Below are 18,105 nucleotides of genomic sequence, written 5' to 3'. Positions count from 1 at the left end.
TATATGACATTTCAATATTGCATCGTTGGCGGCGGCATCGTCGGGCTTGCCACCGCCTCCGATATCCTGGCCCGCGATCCGGCGGCTCGCATCCTGGTCATCGAAAAGGAGGCCGGTTTCGGCGAGCACCAGACCGGCCACAACAGCGGTGTTATCCATGCCGGCATCTACTACGCCCCCGGCTCCTTGAAGGCGAAGCTCTGCCGCGAGGGAGCGAAGGCCACGAAAGCCTTTGCGCGAGACAACAACATTCCGTTCGAGGTGTGCGGGAAGCTGCTTGTCGGCACCAGCCCGGTCGAGATGGAGCGCATGGAAGCGCTAAAGCATCGCGCTTTGGAGAATGGCATTGGCTTCGAGGAGGTCAGCGCGGCGCGTCTGCATGAGATCGAGCCAAACATCGCTGGCCTAGGCGCGTTGCTCGTGCCGTCGACCGGCATTATCAACTATAAGCTGATCTGCGACGCTCTGGCCGAGGGTCTCAAGGCGAATGGTGCCAAACTGATGACCGGCACCCGCGTCAAAGGCATCTCGGAAGACGACACCGGCGTGGTGGTGACCACCGATCATGGCGAAGCGATCCGCGCCGAGCAGCTTGTTGCCTGCGCCGGGCTGCAGTCGGATCGCCTGGCGAGGCTTGCCGGGCTCAATCCCACCCACCAGATCGTGCCGTTCCGTGGCGAATATTACACATTGCCCGACGCGAAATCGACGATCGTCAAGCACTTGATCTACCCGATCCCTGATCCGGATCTGCCGTTCCTCGGCATCCACCTGACACGCATGATCGACGGACGGGTGACAGTTGGGCCCAACGCCGTGCTGGGCTTCCATCGCGAAGGCTACAAGAAGGGCAGCATCGACCTGGGCGATGTCACCCAGATGCTCACCTTCGGCGGCTTCTGGAAAATGGCCCGCAAGAATCTGATGTCAGGCATCGACGAGTTCCGCAACTCGATTTTCCGCCGCGGCTACCTGGAGCAGTGTCGCAAATACTGCCCTTCGCTCGAACTCCCGGACCTCGGCCAACCAGGCGCCGGCATTCGTGCGCAGGCGGTTCTGGCCGATGGCACGCTGGTGCACGATTTCCTCTTCCTCGACAGCCCGCGCCAGTTGCATGTCTGCAACGCGCCGTCGCCTGCGGCGACGTCCGCTATGCCGATCGCGAAGATGATCGTCGATCGGATCGAAGAGCGGTCACAATGATCCGGACCGGATACAATCCATCGTATCCCGCGGCGGGCGCTCGGCATGCATCGTCACCGCCTTGCTCGCGGGTCCTTTCGAGCCAACCGTTCCAGTAGGTAGTCGACTTCGGATCGACCGGTCGGCGTCAGCGACGAGCGCGGGCTGCGCTGCACGTCCGATGTTATGGCGCCGCGCCGCATCAGCACGTATTTGCGCACCGCGAGGCCAATCCCCTGTTGCTGCTCGAAACGGATCAACGGCAGGTGGGCATCGAAAAGATCGTGCGCTGCGTCGCGCTCGCCTTCGCGGTGCAGCCGATCGAGTTCGACCAGCATGTCCGGAAAGGCATAGCCCGTCATCGCGCCATCCGAACCGCGTTCCGGCTCGAAGTCGAGGAAAAGCCCACCATTGGCGGTCAGGATCGAGAATTTCCGCAGGTCGCCCGCGGCTTGGAGCTTGCGGATCGCCGAGATTTTCTCAAGTCCCGGCCAGTCCTCTGCCTTCAGCATGACGCAGGACGGATGTTCCTTCATAATGCGCGAGATCATCGGCACCGACAGGATCACCGACAGCGTTAGCGGAAAATCCTGCAGGGCCCAGGGCACGTCCGGACCAATTGCTTCCACGCAGTGATGGAAATAGGCGGCGATCTGCTCGTCGCTGCGCAGGTGCGAGGCTGGAGCCAGCATCACGCCGGCTGCGCCGGCATCCGTCACCTCGTGCGCCAGCCTGCGCATGGCGGCAAAGCTCGGATTGGATATTCCAACCACGACAGGCACACGCGAGCGCGCGATCACGCGTCTTGCGATAGTCAGCGACTCCTCTGGCTCCAGTTTCTGGGCTTCACCCAGAATGCCGAGGATCGTCATGCCGGTGGCGCCGGCATCCTGGTAGAATTCCGTCAGCCGGTCGACGGAGTCGTAGTCGACCGACATGTCAGCATTGAACGGCGTCGCCGCGATCGGATAGATGCCCTTGGCATCGACGCCGAAGGTCACGTCTTCTTCGCGAAAGCGGCATAGCGCGCCTTCGTCTCTTCGTTCATCGGATAGAGACCGGGCAGCGGCACGCCGCGATCGACCTCGGTCATGATCCAGGCTTCCATCGCCTCCTGCTCCGGCGCTTCGGCCAGCACCTGGTCGAGAAATGCCGCCGGGATCAACACCGCGCCGTCATCGTCCACCACCACGATATCGTCAGGAAAGATCGCCACGCCGCCGCATGCGATCGGCTCCTGCCAGCCGACGAAGGTGAGACCGGCCACTGAAGGCGGCGCGGAAATGCCGTTGCACCATACGTTGAGGCCGGTACCGAGCACGCCCGCGGCGTCGCGCATCGCGCCGTCGGTGACCAATGCGGCGACATTGCGTTTGGCCATGCGCGCGCAGAGGATATCACCGAAAATACCGGCGTCGAGCGCGCCCATTGCGTCAGCCACCGCCACGCAACCTTCGGGCATCGCTTCGATCGCCGCACGGGTCGAAATAGGCGAGGCCCAGCTAGCCGGGGTGGCGAGGTCCTCACGCGCCGGCACGAAGCGCAAAGTGAAGGCCGGCCCTACCACGCGCGGCTGGCCTGGACGGATAGGCTTGGTGCCGCGCATCCAGACATTGCGCAGGCCCTTCTTCAGAAGGACCGTGGTGAGGGTCGCGGTGGAGACGCCCTGCAGGGTCTCTACGACTTTCGGGTCGAGGGTCATCGGAGTCTCCTTAGATGCTGGGGATCAAGCCGCCGTCGATGCGAATGACGGAGCCGGTGATATAGGATGCGCGCGGGCTCGCCAGGAAGGTGACCATGTCGCCATATTCCTGCGGCCGGCCATAGCGCCCGACCGGAATGGACGCAGTGCTTTGAGCGGCTACTTCCTCGACCGAGCGCCCCTCGCGCTTGGCTTTCTGTTCGTCGAGAAAGGTGATGCGTCCCGTGGCGATGCGCCCGGGCAGCACGATGTTGGCGGTGATGCCGTCGCGGCCGACTTCGGCCGCCAGCGTCTTGGACCACCCGACCAATGCCATTCTGAGCGCGTTCGACATGCCGAGATTAGGGATCGGCGCGACCACGCCGGAGGACGTCGAGGTGATGATGCGGCCCCATTTGCGCTGGCGCATGCCGGGCAGCACCGCGTCGGAAACGGCGATCACCGAGCGCACCATGCTGTCGAAGAATTTCGACCAGTCCTGCGAAGACTGGCCGGCTGCCGGCGTCGGCGGCGGGCCGCCCGTATTGTTCACCAGAATGTCGACCGAGCCGAAGGCCTTCTCGATAGAGGCCAAGCGTCCCTCGATCGACGACAGGTCGCCGATATCCCAGCCCATTGTCAGCGCCTCGTTGCCGGCGCCCTTGATGGCCGAGGTGGTGTTCTCCGCAGCCGCTTCGTCGATGTCGGCGACGACCACACGCACGCCTTCGCCGGCCAGCGACCGCGCGATCGCCCCGCCCAATCCGCCGCCGGCTCCAAAGACGAGCGCGACCTTACCCTTCAGTTCGAGATCCACAGAAAACCCTCCAATTCAAGGCGGATTATCATCAACGGTGCACAGAAGAAAACATGGCTTGCCGTATAATTTGATGATAGTTTTTCTATCGATGGAATCACGCTTTCTCGAAACCTTCCTGCTCGTGGCCGAACTCGGTTCGCTGGCCGAGGCGGCCCGCCGTCTGGCAATCACGCCGGCCGCCGTGGCCCAGCGCATGCAGGCGCTGGAGGACGAATTCGGCAAACGGCTGCTGGTACGCGCGGGCCGCGTGGTGCAGCCCACCGATGCCGGCCATGCGATTCTTGAACAAAGTCGCAGAATCCTCGGCGACATCCGCCACCTGAAAACGCTTGCACAGACCGATTCGCCATCAGGTGAGATGAGACTCGGCGCCGTGTCGACCGCGCTGACCGGCATCCTTGCGCCCGCCCTGCGGCACCTTGTCGACACGGTTCCTTCGGTCGAGGTCTTCGTTCTCCCCGGCACTTCCACTGATCTCTATCAGGCGCTCGGCGACGGAAGCATCGACGCGGCCATATTGGTGCGACCGCCGTTTCCGATCCCAAAATCGCTGCATTGGAGCGTGCTTCGGACCGAGCCTATGATCCTGCTTGCGCCGAGTGCCCTCGCCACTGGCGATCCGGAACAGTTGCTCGCAACGCTGCCTTTCATCCGGTATGACCGCAACAACTGGGGTGGCCGGCTGGCCGACGAGTGGCTGCGCCGCCAGAAGCTTCGGCCCCGGGAGTGGCTCGAGTTGGATTCGTTGGAAGCCATAGCCGTGATGGTCAGCAACGGTCTCGGTGTTTCCGTTCTGCCCGACTGGGCGCCGCCATGGCCGGAGGGGCTGTCGGTCGCGCGCCTGCCGCTGCCCGGCCCGCCGCTGGTGCGCGAGATCGGCATGTTGTGGCCGCGCAGCGCGCCTTCAGGACGGCTGGTGGGTGTCCTTCTGGACGCTTTTGCGGCAGTCTCGTCAGGCGGGAAGATGGCCGACGATGCTTGATCCGCCTGGCTGCGACCATGACTCCGGCCGCGCTAGCGTGGCCAAGGAGGATCCTGGGGTGCGACACCAATGAGCGAACTGAAACCACCGCTGGACGCGAATGCGGCCGCTTTGGCGCGGGTCAACCTCAAGCTGTTGCAAACTTTTATGCTGGTCGCCGAAAACCGCAGCTTCAAGGAGGCCGCCGACCGGGCACATCGTTCGCAGTCCGCCATCAGCATGCAGATAAAGCAACTCGAGGACCAACTCGGCGCCAAGCTGTTCAACCGCACCACGCGCGACGTCAAGCTCACGCCTGAAGGAAGCAAATTGTTCGCCAGCACGCAGCGCGGCCTGCAAGAGGTCGGCATCGGCTTGCGCAACGTCCAGGAGGCACTGGCCATCCGGCGCGGCCAGGTCGCGCTGGCCTGCGCGCCCACCATCGCCTCGACCCATCTGCCGCGTATCCTCGCCGAGTTCGAACGCGACTATCCGGGAATCAAGATGCTTTTGTCGGAACTTAAGTCCGCCGACCTTTACCGGGTGATACAGGCCGATGCTGTCGATTTCGGAATAGGCCCGATCTCAGGCGATCCGGACCTCGATTTCGAGCCGCTGCTCGACGATCCGCTGCACGCGCTGATCCCCACGCGGATGTGTCCGCACAATCGTCGCACCATCACGCTGGCGGAACTGTCCAGCCTGCCCTTGCTCCACTACCACACCACCACCCTGATGGGTGCGATGTTCGAGCGCGAGGCTGCCGCTCGCGGCATCGCGCTGAACGTGCGGTACCGCTGCATCCAGGCGGAAACACTCGTCGCGATGGCCGAGGCCGGCATCGGCGCGGCAATTCTAACCCAGTCGATCGTCCGTTTCGCGGAGCCGAACCAGTCGCGCGTCTACCAGATCGTCGAGCCCGAGCTCATTCACCGCTACGGCATCGTGCGCAAGCGTGGCAAGGAACTGTCGCCGGCCGCCGAACGGCTCGCACAATTGATCCGGGTGTCGCTGCGCCAGACCTGAAGGCTGGCGCGATCAAGGCGACTTCAGATTTTCAGAATAATCGATGGGATTTTTGAATTTCTTTTGAAGTTCGGCTTCCGCTAGACAGTGCCTTCCCGGCACACGGAACGTCGGGAAAGGAGAGAATTCGTGCTTCAGGATGTTTATGTCCAACAGGACAACAATGTCGTCGAGACCAGGAGCAAGATCGCTCGTATCCAAGCGCACAAGCTCGCCAACATTCCGATCACGCCGCCGCCCTATCGCGACAAGCCGAACAAGGAAGGCGCACTGCTTCTCCAGGTCGAGACCAACGACGGCCTCGTCGGTTGGGCGACCAGCGGCTACACCCACCACGTCGCCATCGACCTGATCAACAAATACATCGCGCCGACGATCATCGGAGAGAGCCCGATGCGCACCGAACGCATTCCCCTGCTGTTCGATCGCGCCAGCTTCGAGCGGCCGCTCGGCAGGACGCTGATCTCGGCGCTGGCGATGATCGACATCGCGCTATGGGACATCAAGGGCAAGATGCTCGGCCAGCCGGTGCATCACCTGCTGGGCGGCGCGCGCGACAAGGTGCCGGTCTATGTCACGCACGGCGCGGCCTACGACAACGCTCCGGTCTATTCGCCGGAGGAACTGGCCGCGGAGGCGGCCCACCTAGTCAAGCTCGGCAACAACCATCTCAAGAATACCGTCGGCCGTCAGCCGATCCCCGATCCGAAGGATGACTACATCCGCATGAGGGCGATGCGCGAGGCCGTCGGCCCGAACGTCAAGCTCGCCATGGACGGCAATCTGCGGATGACCCTGGCCCAGGCGGTGGAACTGTGCAAGCGATGCGAGGAGCTCGACATCAGCTTCGTCGAGGAGCCGCTTTACTACAACGATCCGAGGCTGCTGCGCGAGCTGCGCTCGAAAACGATCATCCCGGTTGCTGCGGCGGAAAACGAGAAGTTCTCCGCACGCGACCTGATCCTGGCCGATGCGGTCGACTACATACAGCCCAACGTCAACAATGACGGCGGCTACTCCGCGGCAATTCGCACCGCCGCCCTTGCCAAGCTCTTCCATATCCCGCTCTCGCACGGCAACGGCAATGGCCCGCACAACATCGCGCTGCATGCCGGCCTGTCGAACGGCGGAGTGGTCGAATACCACTTCCACAAGTGGATGGCCTACAACGCAATCTTCAAGAGCGTCCCACAACCCGAGGATGGCTATCTGCGTGTGTCGCAGGAGCCGGGGCTGGGGCTTGAGCCGAAGGATGGCCTGATCAAGGAGTTCGCGGTGCAAATGTAGCGCGGCCAGGCGTCGGCTTAATAAGGTAGATTGGCCCAACGCGGCCGGCGAGCGAAGTTTGCTGCCTGTCCCGCCATCTGCCCTTCCCTGTCAATGACCATGGAATGGGAATCCCAGCCTTTCGTGCAAAACGGGCTGTGACTCATATGTGGGAACGTATAGGACCCCGCCCGATTGCAACAGGTTAGCCGAATCCGGTTGATGGTCACAACTGCTGACGTATATCCGGCTTCTTGATGCGGCTGGATGTTCAGCGCCGTGAGCCTCGATGGGTTTTTGCCCGCATCCATCTCAACGGCCCAGACATCGACATCGCCGAAGCCGTGCCGGGTCCACACAAGGTTCGGGACACGGCGGGGCGAGGAACGTCTCGATTGGGCCGGAAGCGGACGGTCGGCTTTCAGCCGTTAAAGGGGTGGAAGCGGACATTCAGGACCTTGGGGAGCATCCACGCGATCTGACCCATTCCGGTCATTCCCAGAGCATTTCGGCGTCTCCAAAGCGGACACTCAGCCAAGCCGGCGCTGATGACCTAAGCGGACATCTTGTCGAGAGAGCTTTCCGTTCAGAACTCTCGTGGATGGAAGGACCGGCGCGTTGCGTATGCCGAGTAACCCCGCCATCCGCTAGCTATAGCTAAAGCACGCTCGCGTCCGAAGCAGGACTAGAATAGGGTGAAAGGTAAAGCCGCTACGACCGACCAGGGAAGGCGCACGGCACGTATGGACCGACGGCTTACCGCAATACTTGCTGCCGACGTGGTTGGCTACAGCCGCCTCATGGGCGAGGACGAGGTAGGCACGCTCGAGGGACTGAAGAGCTGCCGTCGCGAACTGATCAACCCCGAGATCAAGAAGCACCACGGCCGCATGATCAAGCTCATGGGCGACGGCGCGCTCGTCGAGTTCGCCAGCGTCGTCGATGCCGTCCAGTGTGCTGCTGTAATCCAGCGCCGGATGGCCGACCGCAACAAGGGCATCGCCGAAGCCCGGCAAATCCGGTTTCGCATTGGTGTCAATCTCGGTGATATCATCGTTGAGGGTGACGATATCTACGGCGACGGGGTAAACATTGCCGCCCGTCTGCAGGCGATCGCAGAGCCCGGCGGAATTTGCATCTCCGGCACGGCGTTCGATCACGCAGCGCACAAAGTGGATGTCGGCTTTGCGGATCTCGGAGGGCAGCGCCTCAAGAATATCGCCGATCCGGTTCGCGCCTATCGGGTTCTGCTCGATCCCGGAGACGCGGGGAAGATCTTAGCGGCGCCACGCCGGCCAGGTTCGCCCATCATGATTTTGGCAGGAGTAGCAGCGCTGCTCATCGTCTTGCTTGCAGGCATTTTTGCATGGCAATGGCAAAAGCTCTCCGCGCTCGAAAAGCCATCCATTGCAGTACTGCCGTTTACGAACCTGAGCGGCGATCCTGGCCAGGACTATTTTGCCGACGGCATCACCGAAGATTTGATCACCGACCTTGCGAAGCTTTCCGGGCTCGATGTGATCGCCCGTAACTCCGTCTTTGCCTACAAAGGAAAACCCCTCGTTTTGGCAGATGTTGGGCGTGACCTTGGCGTGCAATTTGTCGTTGACGGCAGCGTGAGGCGGACCGGCGATCAAATCCGCCTCAACGCGCAACTCATCGATATCGCCACTGGCGACAATCTATGGGCTAATCGGTTCAATCGCGGCATCGCGGACGTGTTTGCAGTCCAGGACGAGATGAGCCGGGAAATCGCCAAGGCGCTCGGCGTCCAAGCTTCGGCAGCCGAGAGCGAGCGAATGGCACGCCCGCCGACTGCAAATCTCGAAGCCTATGATACCTACCTCCGTGCGGAGCGGGAGGCGCGCACCGGTCGAGGCGACGGATTGCGCGAGGCGCTTGCGCTGTATGAGAAGGCGCAGAAGCTCGACCCCACCTTCGCCGAGGCCTTCGCCGCCGACGCACGGCTGAGTGTCTATCTTTGGCGCACTGCCTCCGATGATATCATTCAGAGCGCGCTTGCGCGAAAGAGAGCATATGAGAAGGCAAGCCGTGCTTTGGAGCTCGATTCGGAGTTTTCATCGCCCTACGCCGTTCTCGGGATTATGCAGGTCATGGATCGCCGCTATGAAGATGCGATCACCTCGGCGGAGCGTGCTGTCGCATTAGGCTCCGGAGACGCTGCGACGCAAATTGCCGTTGGTTATATCCAGCTGTTCGCCGGCAACCATAACAAAGCGGCTTTGGCGGTCGAGACGGCATTGAAGCTTGATCCCAATCTGGCTCCGATAGACCGGGAGGTTGTCGGGGTTGTCTTGCTTTTGCTCGGGGACACCAGGAAAGCCATTGAGACTCTCGAGCGCGCTCGCGACGATGCTCCAGAGGCGGGCAGCCTTAGGATTCTGCTCGCAGCGGCCTATTCCCGCGCCGGCCGCACAGAGGACGCCAAAGCGGCGATTGCGGACGGCCTCCGGCTGGTGACGAAGACCGAATCCTTGGCTCGACTGCGATCGTTGGACGCGTTTCGGAATCACTATGCCCATCTTCGCAACGCTGAAGATTTGGCGCCGATCATCGACGCCCTACGCCTGGCAGGACTTCCCGAATGGCCGTTCGGCTTCACCGCCGATGAACAGGACCGGTTGAACGGCGCGGAAATCGCATCTCTTGTTGTTGGCAAGACCTTGAAAGGCAACATCGAACCCGACGGGCTTCCAGCCATTATGCAGATAGAACAGGACGGCACGGCAGTCTTCCGCACGATGACACGAATGCTCACCGAGAGGGTCTACGTCGATCGCGACCTCTTATGTGAGCATAGCGAAAATATGTTTGGGCGCCCCATCTGTGGTCCCGTCTACAGACGCAGGGACGCTGCCGGCAACGGGTATTCTTATGTCAATGCAGGTATGGTGTTTCACTTCGTGACAGTGAATTGAGCTCGCAAGACTCAGGGGTTATTGATCAAGTTCCAATCCGGCTCATCGACTGCCAACTTTGCTTCGACGACCGGCCATTTTGCATCGCCCTTCGGAACAAGATCATCGGCATTGTCCGCAAAGGCGGCCGCGTTCCCTTCGTCGTAGATCAGGTAGAGCTTGCCATCGATGATCTTGAACGCTTCCGGATCGACATTGACGGTGACGGATTCATGGAGCGCGACCTCGCCCGCGCAGTAACCACCGTATTGAGGAGCGTATTTGGCAGGTTCGCTCATGAACATTTCCTTGTGTTCCTTGCTGGCGAAATGCCACGGCGTGCCAAGCCACTCATAGGAAAAATCTTCGGAACCCTTCACGGCCTTGCCATCGGTGAAATAAGCGACCGTGTCGTAGCCCATGATCGCCACTCCGCCGAAGTAGCCGGTATTCACCGAGTCGGCGAAGGCAGAGCCTGCACCGGCCATCAAGGTGAGCGCACATACGACTGCCGACGCCGAATTGGGAACCAGTCTGATCGATATGTTCATCTGCGTTCTCCGTTCAATCGTGGATAGCTTCGCACTTCGCAGCGTTCGCTTCGCCAAGGACTTTCGCCTGGCACGTCGCGCCATGCCGTTTGAATAGTTTTATGATGTCGGTATTGCCCTTCCAGAACGCGCGGGTGGTCGGCCAGTAGCCGTGAGCTTCAGGATGGTTCACATCCGCGCCTTTGCCGATGAGGAACTCTGCCAGTTCAACGTGGTTTTCCTCACCCGCTACTATCAACGGTGTGACCCCAGACTTGTTAGCCGAGTCTTCGAGAACCGCCCCCTGTTCGAGCAACAGCTTGGCGATTGGGAGGCTTCCAGAAAAGGCAGCCGCGTGGAGGGGGGTAAACCCACCGGAATTGCGCGCCATGACGTCGGCGCCCTTGCTCAGCAGGAATTCCGCAATGGGAAGCTGATCGTCGAGAGCAGCAGCGATGAGGAGCGTTGCCTGGTCGCGTGCGCGGCTGTCGACGTCGGCACCGCCTGCCAAGGCTTGCTCCACGGCACTCTTGTCGCCGGCAGCGATGGAGTCGAACAACGGCTCACCTGCGACTACTCTTGTAGCCGCCAATACCAGCATAGTAAGTGCCAGCAGTCCGCGCATCGTGTAAAATAGCATATTAGCTTCGAGTCATACAAGCTGCATTGGGCTCATCGGGGCAGATGCCGGCGGACAGCGCGGCCGGATGTCCGCTTTAAGCTCCACCGGGGAAGTCGCCTCCGGGTCACGGCGGAAGGTTCCACCCGCGACCGCAGGCTGTGTCAAATGCCACCTCGATAAATAGGGCAGCCGGTGGCGCAACCTTGGCCATGTCGCCTTCGCTATTCCAGCCCTCCCCTCACCCCTCCACCGCGCTGATCTCCGCATCGACCAGGCACCAGGACGCGTAGCGGAAGTCGCGGATCTGGACGACCTGCTCGTCCCGCCATTCGACCAGCATGAAGCCGCGCACGGCGCCGTCCGGCTCCCCAGGGTTGCGGATCAGGATCGCCGGCCTGCCGTCGACGAAGCCCAGCGACAGCGCCCAGTCGGTCACGCGGTCGTAATTGCCGAAATAGGTCGACACTTCGGCCTTGCCGCGCAGGCGGAGGCGGTTGACGACTTCGAGCTGGATATCTTCGGCGATCAGCGCCCTGACCGCGTCGAAGTCACGTGCGTTGAACAGATCGACATAACGGCGCAGCCGCCGCTCGTCGTCGGCGTCGAGCCGGGGCGCGGCGACCTGCTCCGGCTCGGCTGCAAGCAAGCGCAGCTGCGCCCGCCCGCGATGCAGCGTCGCCTTGGTCGCGGCGAGCGTTGCGCCGGTCACCTCGCAGGTCTCGTGCAGCGAAAGGCCAAGCACGTCGACCAGGATCACGGCGCCGCGCCGCGCCACCGAAAGCTGCATGAAGCTGCGCAGGCCGGCCGCCGCGGCGATCCTACTGTCGGCGCTGCCGGAGGGATCCTCGATCGTGGTCATGTCGGCCTCGGTGATGCGCGACCTTTCCCGGTGGCGCCGGCGCAGATGGTCCTGCGCGGCATTGTGGGCGATGCGAAACAGCCATTGCTCGGGCCGTTCGACCGTCATGCTGCCGTCGACCGCCTGCAGTGCCTTCACCAGCGTGTCCTGCACGATGTCCTCGCCGTCGATGACCGAGCCGGCCATGCGGGCGCAGTAGCGGTGCAGCCTCGGGCGAAGCTCGGAGAGCATCGCCTCCAGCGCCGGCCGGTCGAGTTTCCGTGGAATCGTGGCGTCCATTCTATCCGGCTTTGCCGCCCTCGAGGACATGGTAGTTGCCGATGATTCTGGCAGGCGATCGCTTGACCGGCGTAGAACGCCGCTCCGCATGGTTTTGCGTGAACGCCTCGAAGGCCGCAAGCCCGGTCAGCGCGGATGTGTCATTTCCCTCGCCGACGACGTGGATGAATTCGCCGTCGTCGAGTTCGAGCACAAGATAGCGCACGCTCTGCGGCGCCGTCTCATTCAGCGCCTCGAACACTTTTGCCACCAGCGCTCGGTTCTCTTCAAGCCCGGTGTCTTTCACGCCGTAGCGAATGAGTTTGTAGCCCATTGTTCGTCTCCTGATTGGTTGACCTGAGCAGAAGACGTTTCGCGTTCCCGAAAAGATTCTCGGCTCGGCATGAATCTTTTCGGCCGCCCGGATCGTCTTCCACCTGTGAACCGCTACGCAGCACCATCAAGGAGCAGGAGAGACGACCATGCACATCCAGTTTGCTGAACTGCCGGTGTTCGACCAGGACCGCGCCAAGGCGTTCTACATCAGGCATCTCGCCTGCCAGGTCGCAGCCGACGAGAAGATGGGCGATAGCGGCTGGCGCTGGATCGAGCTGACATTTCCCGGCGCTGTCACCAACCTGCATTTCGTGAGGCGCGCCGACGACACGGCAGGCGCGGAGCCCGTGCTGGTGCTGGTCGACGAGAATGTCGAGGCCACGATCGCCGCTTTGAAGGCTGGCGGCGTCGAGATCATCACCGAACCGCAGGAGGCGCCCTGGCAGCCAGGCCGCACGGTGGCGGAATTTCGCGACAGCGAGGGCAACCGCATGGTGGTCGCCAGCCAATAAGCGACCGGCCGGAGAGCGAGCCTCTGAATTCTGACGCGGCCATTTGGACGGCTGGAGAGGGTGGTGAGTGGACGATGGCCTGTCATTCTGCAGCAACCCGACCAGGGCGCTGTCCTTCGTGATACTCGCGCCACGCCTGTCGCAGGATTTGCACTGAAGACGTGAGGAAGATGCCTGCCATCAGTGCCGCCACCGCCAGATCGGGCCATGCCGTCGATGTGCCCCACACACCCAATGCCGCTGCCATAACCACAACGTTTCCGATCGCATCATTGCGGGAGCAAAGCCAGACCGATCGCACATTCGCGTCGCCGTCCTTGTAGCGTCGGAGCAGGAGCACGGAACCAAGGTTTGCCGCTAGCGCAAGAAAGCCGATCGCACCCATTACCTCAGCGCTCGGAAGTCCAAGGACAAGGGTCTGATAGACGGTGGAGCCAAAGACCCAGACAGCCATAACGGAAAGCGAGAGGCCCTTGAACAGGGCGGCCGTCGCTCGTGTGCGCAGGCTTGCCCCGATCACGGCGAGGCTCAACCCGTAGGTGATGGTATCGGCGAAAAAATCTAGTGCATCCGCCGTCAACGCCTGCGAGCCCGCAAGCTGACCGGCCACCATCTCCGTCAGGAACATCGCCCCATTGATGCCGATGACTGTCCAGAGCATGCGCTTGTAGCGCGGGTCCATACCGTCAAAGATTGGCACGCGCCCAGAGCAGCAAGCCTTTTCGACCTCGTTGCGAGCGGCCGTCGTGCTCACTGGAAAGACCAACGGCGTCGGGACGCAGCAAGCGTTCGTTTCGTGATTGCAGCAATGGTCAGCCATGCGGCGCCTCCTTTTGTGCAGGCACCGTAGTCCCTATAGTGACTAGAGGTTCAAGAGGCTTTTTCATGGATTTTTCGATTGGCGAACTCGCGCGGCGCACCGAAGTGAAGGTGCCGACCATCCGCTACTATGAACAGATCGGCCTGTTGCCGCCGCCGCCTCGCACCGAAGGGCAGCAAAGGCGCTATGGCAAAAACGCCACGGCGCGACTTGCGTTCATCAAGCATGCGCGTGAACTTGGCTTCGATATCGAGGCAATCCGTGCGCTTCTGTCGCTGCAGGACAACCCAGATCAATCTTGCAGTGTTGCCGACAGGATCGCAAAAGCACGCCTTGCTGAAGTCGAGGAACGCATTGCCAGCCTCAACGCTCTACGAACGGAATTGCAGCGGATGGTCAAGGAATGCGCCTCTGGCCGGGTGGCTGAATGCCGCGTCATTGATACTTTGGCCGACAGTAGTCACGGGCATGGCCGCTTAGTTGAGACCTGATTGAGTGCAGTCTGCAAAGGTCGATTCCGGCCGGTGGATACGGGCCGCTTGTAGCGTCATTTTGCCCCCTGCCGTAATGCCCCAGCCACGGCGTCGAGGCGGCGTCAGATCGCACGGATGATGCCACCATCGACGCGAATGTTCTGACCGGTAATGTATCCGGCCCCTTCGGAGGCGAGGAAGGCAATCGTCGCGGCGATTTCATCGCTGGTGCCATAACGCTGCATCGGCACGCTGTCGCGGCGCTCCTCGGTGGCGGGAAGGCTGTCGATCCAGCCGGGAAGGACGTTGTTCATGCGAACGTTGTCGGCGGCGTATGTGTTGGCGAAGATCTTGGTGTAAGCGGCAAGCCCCGCCCGGAACACGGCCGAGGTCGGGAACATCGGGCTCGGTTCGACAACCCATGCCGTCGAGATGTTGATGATGGCGCCGGCTTTCTGCTTGACCATGTGCGGCGCGACGATGCGCGTCGGCCGGACGACGTTCATCAGGTAGATGTCGAGGCCGGTATGCCATTGGTCGTCGGTGATTTCGAGGATCGGCGCACGTGGCCCATGACCTCCGCTATTGACCAGGACATCTATGTGACCCCAGCGATCGAGCGTGAGATCCACGAGACGCTGCAGATCGTCGTTCGACTGGTTGGAGCCGGTCACGCCAAGCCCGCCAAGCTCCGTGGCCAACGCCTCGCCCTTGCCGGATGAGGACAGGATGGCGACCTTGAAGCCATCCCCCGCCAGACGCTTTGCAGCCGCAGCGCCCATGCCGCTGCCACCGGCAACGACAACAGCTACTTTTTCTACACTCATCGTAATCTTCCTTCTCGGGTGACAGGAATCTGAAAGCGATGTCTTCGAGGCTGAAGTAGTGATATAACCGGTTCTCCCGGCTGGTTCGAACCAGAAAGTCTGAAATCAACCTGTAGAAAAACTCCTGGATGCCCGAAGCCTTCCATAGCTTGCCGGCGCTCAATGCGCTTCGCGCCTTCGAAGCGTCCGCGCGCCATCTCAACTTCCGCATCGCAGCCGAAGAGCTGAACGTGACGCAGGGTGCTGTGGCGCAGCATATCCGCGGGCTGGAGACCGATCTGGGGGTAAAGCTGTTTGAGCGGCTGCCGCGCGGCCTCGCGCTCACGAGTGAGGGTCGCGCCTATGTGCCGAACATTCGCCGTGCCTTCGACCTGATTTCGGATGCAACCCTGCTGCTGCGCCCCGAGCCGGCCCGGCTGACGATCAGTGTGACCCCGAGCTTTGCCACCAAGTGGCTGATCCCGAAACTGCCGGAGTTCGTGGCGCACAACCCGCTTGTCGACCTGCGAATTCTGGCCAGCGAAAGCCTGTCGAGCTTCCAGGCCGACGGCGTCGACATCGCGGTCAGGCAAGGTCGCCCGCCCTTCGGCGCCGGCCTTCTCGTCGATCTCTTGTTTCCGCAACAGATCATCGCCGTGTGCTGCCCCTCCTTGCTGCCTGCTGGCGCGAGCGAAATCGCGCCGGCAGAAATCAAGGATCATGTGCTGCTCCACGATGCGCACAATCTGTGGCCGGAATTCATGGAAAAGGCCGTCGGCCTGAAGATGACGACGCAGCTAAGACGCATACGCTTCAATCAGACCGCCCTCGCGATAGAAGCTGCCGTCGCGGGCCAGGGCATCGCGCTTGCCAGCCGCTTTCTCGTCGCGGCCGATCTCGCCGCCGGCCGGCTGGTCCAGCCTCTCGGGGTGGAGATGCGCGGCACGCAGGATTTCTACGTCGTGGTTCCACGCAAGCAGCGACACCCCGAGCCGACGCAAGCCGTTCGGCAATGGCTGCTGAACGAGGGCGATGAGACACGGCTGTCGTCGTGAACACCAAGCCCCGATGTTCGAGAGACGCGCCTGACACGGCTCGCCCATGCCGAACCTCAGGTCTAAACGTCATGGCGCCGACAATCCTGCGTCGAACCGGCTGCGCGCCCGACATCGTGGCGCGGAGACATCACATGATCCGGAAAAGTTCCATCAAACAAGGAGATAGAGACCTATCTTGATCCTATTGTGCGGATCAAGCGCCTTGACACCTGAGCACGATCAGGAACCGGACATGATCTGCCAGACGGCAACGCCCGCAAGCGCTAGCCCGGCAACGCCTTCGAGGATTCGGGAAATGGTTTCGAGTGGCTTGCCGGCGAAGAAATCCACCAGACGTTTCCGAAACAGGATCGACAACACCGCGACGCAGGACAGCGTCAGCGCCACACCGACCATCATGGTGATCGCGAAGAGAATGCCGGCACCGGGAATGCCCCTGGACATCGCGAAGGTCATCACGAAAAGCGTCAGCGGGCACGGGATCAGACCTGCCATAACGCCGACTGCCTCGCCCTCATGCTTATGGTGACGGCCGTGGCTCAAAGCGCGCCAGAGCATCCAGACACCGATCAGGCCGAGCAGCCCACGACTGATATCCTCCAAAAGCGGAGCGCGGCCGACACTGCCCAAGGCGATGGAAACCAGTGGCAGCGAGAGGACCGCAATCAGAACGGCAATCATCACATGCGTGAACGACAGCGTGATCGATACGAGAAGGCCGCGCGGAACCTTTACATCCGAACCGGCAAGATATGTCGCCAGCACGGCCTTGCTATGACCCGGCGTCAGCGCATGGGCGGCGCCGAAGACGATGCCCATCGGTAGGAAAGACATGAACGCCAGCCAGTCGCCTCCCACCGAGAGCAGTTTGATCTGCGCGCCGACCGCCAGATAGATCGTTCGTTGGAACTCGATAAGGATTTGGAACATCAGCCGAGGGTAACAGAAACGAGCCGGTCGGAGCGACCGTTAGTGCCTGTGTTCGCTGTGACCATGCTCATGGGGATGATCCGCATCCGCTCTCGCCAATCTTATGTTGGCCGCCGCAAGCGCCGGCATGTGCTCGAACAGCTCGTCTTCCAGCGCCGTCGTGATCTTTCTCGCTTCGGAGACCGGCAGGCTTTCGTCGACGGCGATGGCAATGTCGGCGTGCAGCTTATGACCGATCCATCGCGCCCTGGCGTCGACGATGCGCACTCCCGGCACGTGCGCGGCAGCATGGTGGATTTCGCTGATGACATCAGGCTCTATGCCGTCGAGCATGCGGGTCAGCACCGAGCGGGCCGACTGCCAGACGATACCGAAGATCGCAAGTGTGATCAGCAGGCCGACGATCGGGTCGGCCAGCGGAAAACCGAGCCAGACGCCGAGCGCCCCGAACACCACGGCAAGGCTGGTCAGGCCGTCGGTGCGGGCATGATAGCCGTCGGCGATCAGCGCGGCGCTGTTGATTTCCCGGCCGACGCGGATGCGGAACACCGCAACGGCCTCATTGCCGAGAAAGCCGACAATGCCTGCCGCCGTCAGCCACCCAAGATGCGTCACCACGCGTGGATTTATCAAACGATCGATGGCCTGATAACCAGCGACGATGGCGCTGAACAGGATGATCCCGACGATGATGATCCCGGCCAGGTCCTCGACCCGGCCAAGGCCGTAGGGGAAGGTCGGCGACGGCTTGCGCCGGGCCAGTATGAACGCGATCCACAGCGGAATGGCGGTGGTGGCGTCGCCGATGTTGTGGATCGTGTCGGCCAGCAGCGCTACGCTGCCCGACAGCACCACCACGACCATCTGCATCGCCGCCGTGATTGCCAGGATGACGAACGACCATTTTATCGCCCAGATGCCCCGGTCCGTCGTCGTGATGGTCGCATCGATGACCCCGTGGGTGTGACCGTGCGAGCCGTGGCCGCCATGACCATGCGCCGCGTGATCGCGCGCCCCGAACCCAAACCAGTCGAGAATGCGCGCGCC

Annotated in this window: 18 protein-coding genes and 1 pseudogene; 8 read left to right on the top strand and 11 right to left on the bottom strand. The window is 61.9% G+C overall.

Annotation, left to right across the window (positions count from 1 at the left end; all coding sequences use genetic code 11):
* Positions 1 to 3 precede the first annotated feature (3 nt).
* Complete coding sequence (gene lhgO, locus EOB36_RS00560) at positions 4 to 1,203, top strand: L-2-hydroxyglutarate oxidase (protein ID WP_095482827.1); 1,200 nt, start codon at positions 4 to 6, stop codon at positions 1,201 to 1,203.
* 53 nt (positions 1,204 to 1,256) lie between these two features.
* Here the strand turns inward: lhgO and EOB36_RS00555 are convergent, their stop codons facing one another.
* Genes EOB36_RS00555 through EOB36_RS00545 form a run of 3 tightly spaced genes read right to left on the bottom strand, consistent with a single transcriptional unit; the run spans position 1,257 to position 3,680 of the window.
* The gene (locus tag EOB36_RS00555; protein ID WP_128284043.1) at positions 1,257 to 2,183 is read right to left on the bottom strand and encodes a dihydrodipicolinate synthase family protein; all 927 of its coding nucleotides are present in this window, start codon (positions 2,181 to 2,183) and stop codon (positions 1,257 to 1,259) included.
* Positions 2,180 to 2,884 carry a ribonuclease activity regulator RraA gene (locus EOB36_RS00550; RefSeq protein WP_095482829.1) on the bottom strand — a complete coding sequence of 235 codons (705 nt, stop codon included), beginning with the start codon at positions 2,882 to 2,884 and terminating at the stop codon, positions 2,180 to 2,182. The genes EOB36_RS00555 and EOB36_RS00550 overlap by 4 nt, the downstream gene beginning before the upstream one ends.
* 10 nt (positions 2,885 to 2,894) lie before the next feature.
* Positions 2,895 to 3,680 carry an SDR family oxidoreductase gene (locus tag EOB36_RS00545; protein ID WP_128284042.1) on the bottom strand — a complete coding sequence of 262 codons (786 nt, stop codon included), beginning with the start codon at positions 3,678 to 3,680 and terminating at the stop codon, positions 2,895 to 2,897.
* Positions 3,681 to 3,771: 91 nt separating this feature from the next.
* On the opposite strand from EOB36_RS00545, the gene EOB36_RS00540 reads away from it, so the two are divergent.
* From EOB36_RS00540 to EOB36_RS00525, 4 genes are all read left to right on the top strand, one after another.
* Complete coding sequence (locus EOB36_RS00540; protein ID WP_095482831.1) at positions 3,772 to 4,665, top strand: LysR family transcriptional regulator; 894 nt, start codon at positions 3,772 to 3,774, stop codon at positions 4,663 to 4,665.
* A 69-nt stretch (positions 4,666 to 4,734) separates the two neighbouring features.
* A complete protein-coding gene (locus EOB36_RS00535; protein WP_095482832.1) occupies positions 4,735 to 5,670 on the top strand; it encodes a LysR family transcriptional regulator in 936 nt (311 codons plus the stop codon).
* A gap of 129 nt (positions 5,671 to 5,799) precedes the next feature.
* On the top strand, positions 5,800 to 6,957 hold the full coding sequence (locus tag EOB36_RS00530) for a mandelate racemase/muconate lactonizing enzyme family protein (protein WP_095482833.1): 1,158 nt from the start codon (positions 5,800 to 5,802) through the stop codon (positions 6,955 to 6,957).
* 722 nt (positions 6,958 to 7,679) lie between these two features.
* Positions 7,680 to 9,875 carry a tetratricopeptide repeat protein gene (locus EOB36_RS00525; RefSeq protein WP_128284068.1) on the top strand — a complete coding sequence of 732 codons (2,196 nt, stop codon included), beginning with the start codon at positions 7,680 to 7,682 and terminating at the stop codon, positions 9,873 to 9,875.
* 11 nt (positions 9,876 to 9,886) lie between these two features.
* Here the strand turns inward: EOB36_RS00525 and EOB36_RS00520 are convergent, their stop codons facing one another.
* The 4 genes from EOB36_RS00520 to EOB36_RS00505 all read right to left on the bottom strand — a co-directional run bounded on the left by EOB36_RS00520 (position 9,887) and on the right by EOB36_RS00505 (position 12,457).
* Entirely contained in the window at positions 9,887 to 10,405 is a 519-nt protein-coding gene (locus EOB36_RS00520; RefSeq protein WP_127204159.1) for a YHS domain-containing (seleno)protein, read from the bottom strand.
* Between the two features lie 13 nt (positions 10,406 to 10,418).
* Positions 10,419 to 11,009, bottom strand: a complete 591-nt coding sequence (locus EOB36_RS00515; protein WP_095482864.1) for an ankyrin repeat domain-containing protein — start codon at positions 11,007 to 11,009, stop codon at positions 10,419 to 10,421.
* 235 nt (positions 11,010 to 11,244) lie between these two features.
* Positions 11,245 to 12,144: a sigma-70 family RNA polymerase sigma factor gene (locus EOB36_RS00510; protein WP_095482836.1), complete on the bottom strand. Its 900-nt coding sequence runs from the start codon at positions 12,142 to 12,144 to the stop codon at positions 11,245 to 11,247.
* Between the two features lies 1 nt (position 12,145).
* Positions 12,146 to 12,457 (bottom strand): hypothetical protein, encoded by a 312-nt coding sequence (locus tag EOB36_RS00505; protein ID WP_245329733.1) that lies wholly within the window; start codon positions 12,455 to 12,457, stop codon positions 12,146 to 12,148.
* Positions 12,458 to 12,605: 148 nt separating this feature from the next.
* Between EOB36_RS00505 and EOB36_RS00500 the strand changes: the two genes are divergently transcribed.
* Positions 12,606 to 12,971: a VOC family protein gene (locus EOB36_RS00500; protein WP_127293740.1), complete on the top strand. Its 366-nt coding sequence runs from the start codon at positions 12,606 to 12,608 to the stop codon at positions 12,969 to 12,971.
* A gap of 82 nt (positions 12,972 to 13,053) precedes the next feature.
* Here the strand turns inward: EOB36_RS00500 and EOB36_RS00495 are convergent, their stop codons facing one another.
* Positions 13,054 to 13,791: a cation transporter gene (locus EOB36_RS00495; protein ID WP_128284041.1), complete on the bottom strand. Its 738-nt coding sequence runs from the start codon at positions 13,789 to 13,791 to the stop codon at positions 13,054 to 13,056.
* Between the two features lie 65 nt (positions 13,792 to 13,856).
* On the opposite strand from EOB36_RS00495, the gene EOB36_RS00490 reads away from it, so the two are divergent.
* Positions 13,857 to 14,282, top strand: coding sequence for a helix-turn-helix domain-containing protein (locus EOB36_RS00490; RefSeq protein WP_095482838.1), 426 nt, complete (start codon positions 13,857 to 13,859; stop codon positions 14,280 to 14,282).
* Between the two features lie 104 nt (positions 14,283 to 14,386).
* Here EOB36_RS00490 and EOB36_RS00485 read toward each other — a convergent pair whose 3' ends face one another.
* The gene (locus EOB36_RS00485; RefSeq protein ID WP_095482839.1) at positions 14,387 to 15,091 is read right to left on the bottom strand and encodes an SDR family oxidoreductase; all 705 of its coding nucleotides are present in this window, start codon (positions 15,089 to 15,091) and stop codon (positions 14,387 to 14,389) included.
* A 128-nt stretch (positions 15,092 to 15,219) separates the two neighbouring features.
* Between EOB36_RS00485 and EOB36_RS00480 the strand changes: the two genes are divergently transcribed.
* Positions 15,220 to 16,125, top strand: coding sequence for a LysR substrate-binding domain-containing protein (locus EOB36_RS00480; protein ID WP_128284040.1), 906 nt, complete (start codon positions 15,220 to 15,222; stop codon positions 16,123 to 16,125).
* A gap of 222 nt (positions 16,126 to 16,347) precedes the next feature.
* Here the strand turns inward: EOB36_RS00480 and EOB36_RS00475 are convergent, their stop codons facing one another.
* Together EOB36_RS00475 and EOB36_RS00470 are read right to left on the bottom strand one after the other, a co-directional pair.
* Positions 16,348 to 17,058, bottom strand: coding sequence for a sulfite exporter TauE/SafE family protein (locus EOB36_RS00475; protein WP_095482841.1), 711 nt, complete (start codon positions 17,056 to 17,058; stop codon positions 16,348 to 16,350).
* A 99-nt stretch (positions 17,059 to 17,157) separates the two neighbouring features.
* Positions 17,158 to 18,096, bottom strand: a pseudogene (locus tag EOB36_RS00470) (cation diffusion facilitator family transporter); the annotation flags it as partial.
* Between the last annotated feature and the right edge of the window lie 9 nt (positions 18,097 to 18,105).

Source organism: Mesorhizobium sp. M6A.T.Cr.TU.017.01.1.1, from assembly GCF_004023115.1.
Lineage (GTDB): Bacteria > Pseudomonadota > Alphaproteobacteria > Rhizobiales > Rhizobiaceae > Mesorhizobium > Mesorhizobium mediterraneum.
Note: the sequence above shows the minus strand (reverse complement) of the source record. Positions and strands in the feature narration are given on the sequence as shown.

Coding starts and splice junctions, on each gene's coding strand:
- EOB36_RS00535 (WP_095482832.1), top strand. CDS start 4,735: ATGAGCGAACTGAAACCACCGCTGGACGCGAATGCGGCCGCTTTGGCG.
- EOB36_RS00480 (WP_128284040.1), top strand. CDS start 15,220: ATGCCCGAAGCCTTCCATAGCTTGCCGGCGCTCAATGCGCTTCGCGCC.
- EOB36_RS00485 (WP_095482839.1), bottom strand. CDS start 15,091: ATGAGTGTAGAAAAAGTAGCTGTTGTCGTTGCCGGTGGCAGCGGCATG.
- EOB36_RS00520 (WP_127204159.1), bottom strand. CDS start 10,405: ATGAACATATCGATCAGACTGGTTCCCAATTCGGCGTCGGCAGTCGTA.
- EOB36_RS00540 (WP_095482831.1), top strand. CDS start 3,772: ATGGAATCACGCTTTCTCGAAACCTTCCTGCTCGTGGCCGAACTCGGT.
- EOB36_RS00475 (WP_095482841.1), bottom strand. CDS start 17,058: ATGTTCCAAATCCTTATCGAGTTCCAACGAACGATCTATCTGGCGGTC.
- EOB36_RS00510 (WP_095482836.1), bottom strand. CDS start 12,144: ATGGACGCCACGATTCCACGGAAACTCGACCGGCCGGCGCTGGAGGCG.
- EOB36_RS00550 (WP_095482829.1), bottom strand. CDS start 2,884: ATGACCCTCGACCCGAAAGTCGTAGAGACCCTGCAGGGCGTCTCCACC.
- EOB36_RS00525 (WP_128284068.1), top strand. CDS start 7,680: ATGGACCGACGGCTTACCGCAATACTTGCTGCCGACGTGGTTGGCTAC.
- EOB36_RS00490 (WP_095482838.1), top strand. CDS start 13,857: ATGGATTTTTCGATTGGCGAACTCGCGCGGCGCACCGAAGTGAAGGTG.
- EOB36_RS00515 (WP_095482864.1), bottom strand. CDS start 11,009: ATGCGCGGACTGCTGGCACTTACTATGCTGGTATTGGCGGCTACAAGA.
- EOB36_RS00495 (WP_128284041.1), bottom strand. CDS start 13,791: ATGGCTGACCATTGCTGCAATCACGAAACGAACGCTTGCTGCGTCCCG.
- EOB36_RS00505 (WP_245329733.1), bottom strand. CDS start 12,457: ATGGGCTACAAACTCATTCGCTACGGCGTGAAAGACACCGGGCTTGAA.
- EOB36_RS00500 (WP_127293740.1), top strand. CDS start 12,606: ATGCACATCCAGTTTGCTGAACTGCCGGTGTTCGACCAGGACCGCGCC.
- lhgO (WP_095482827.1), top strand. CDS start 4: ATGACATTTCAATATTGCATCGTTGGCGGCGGCATCGTCGGGCTTGCC.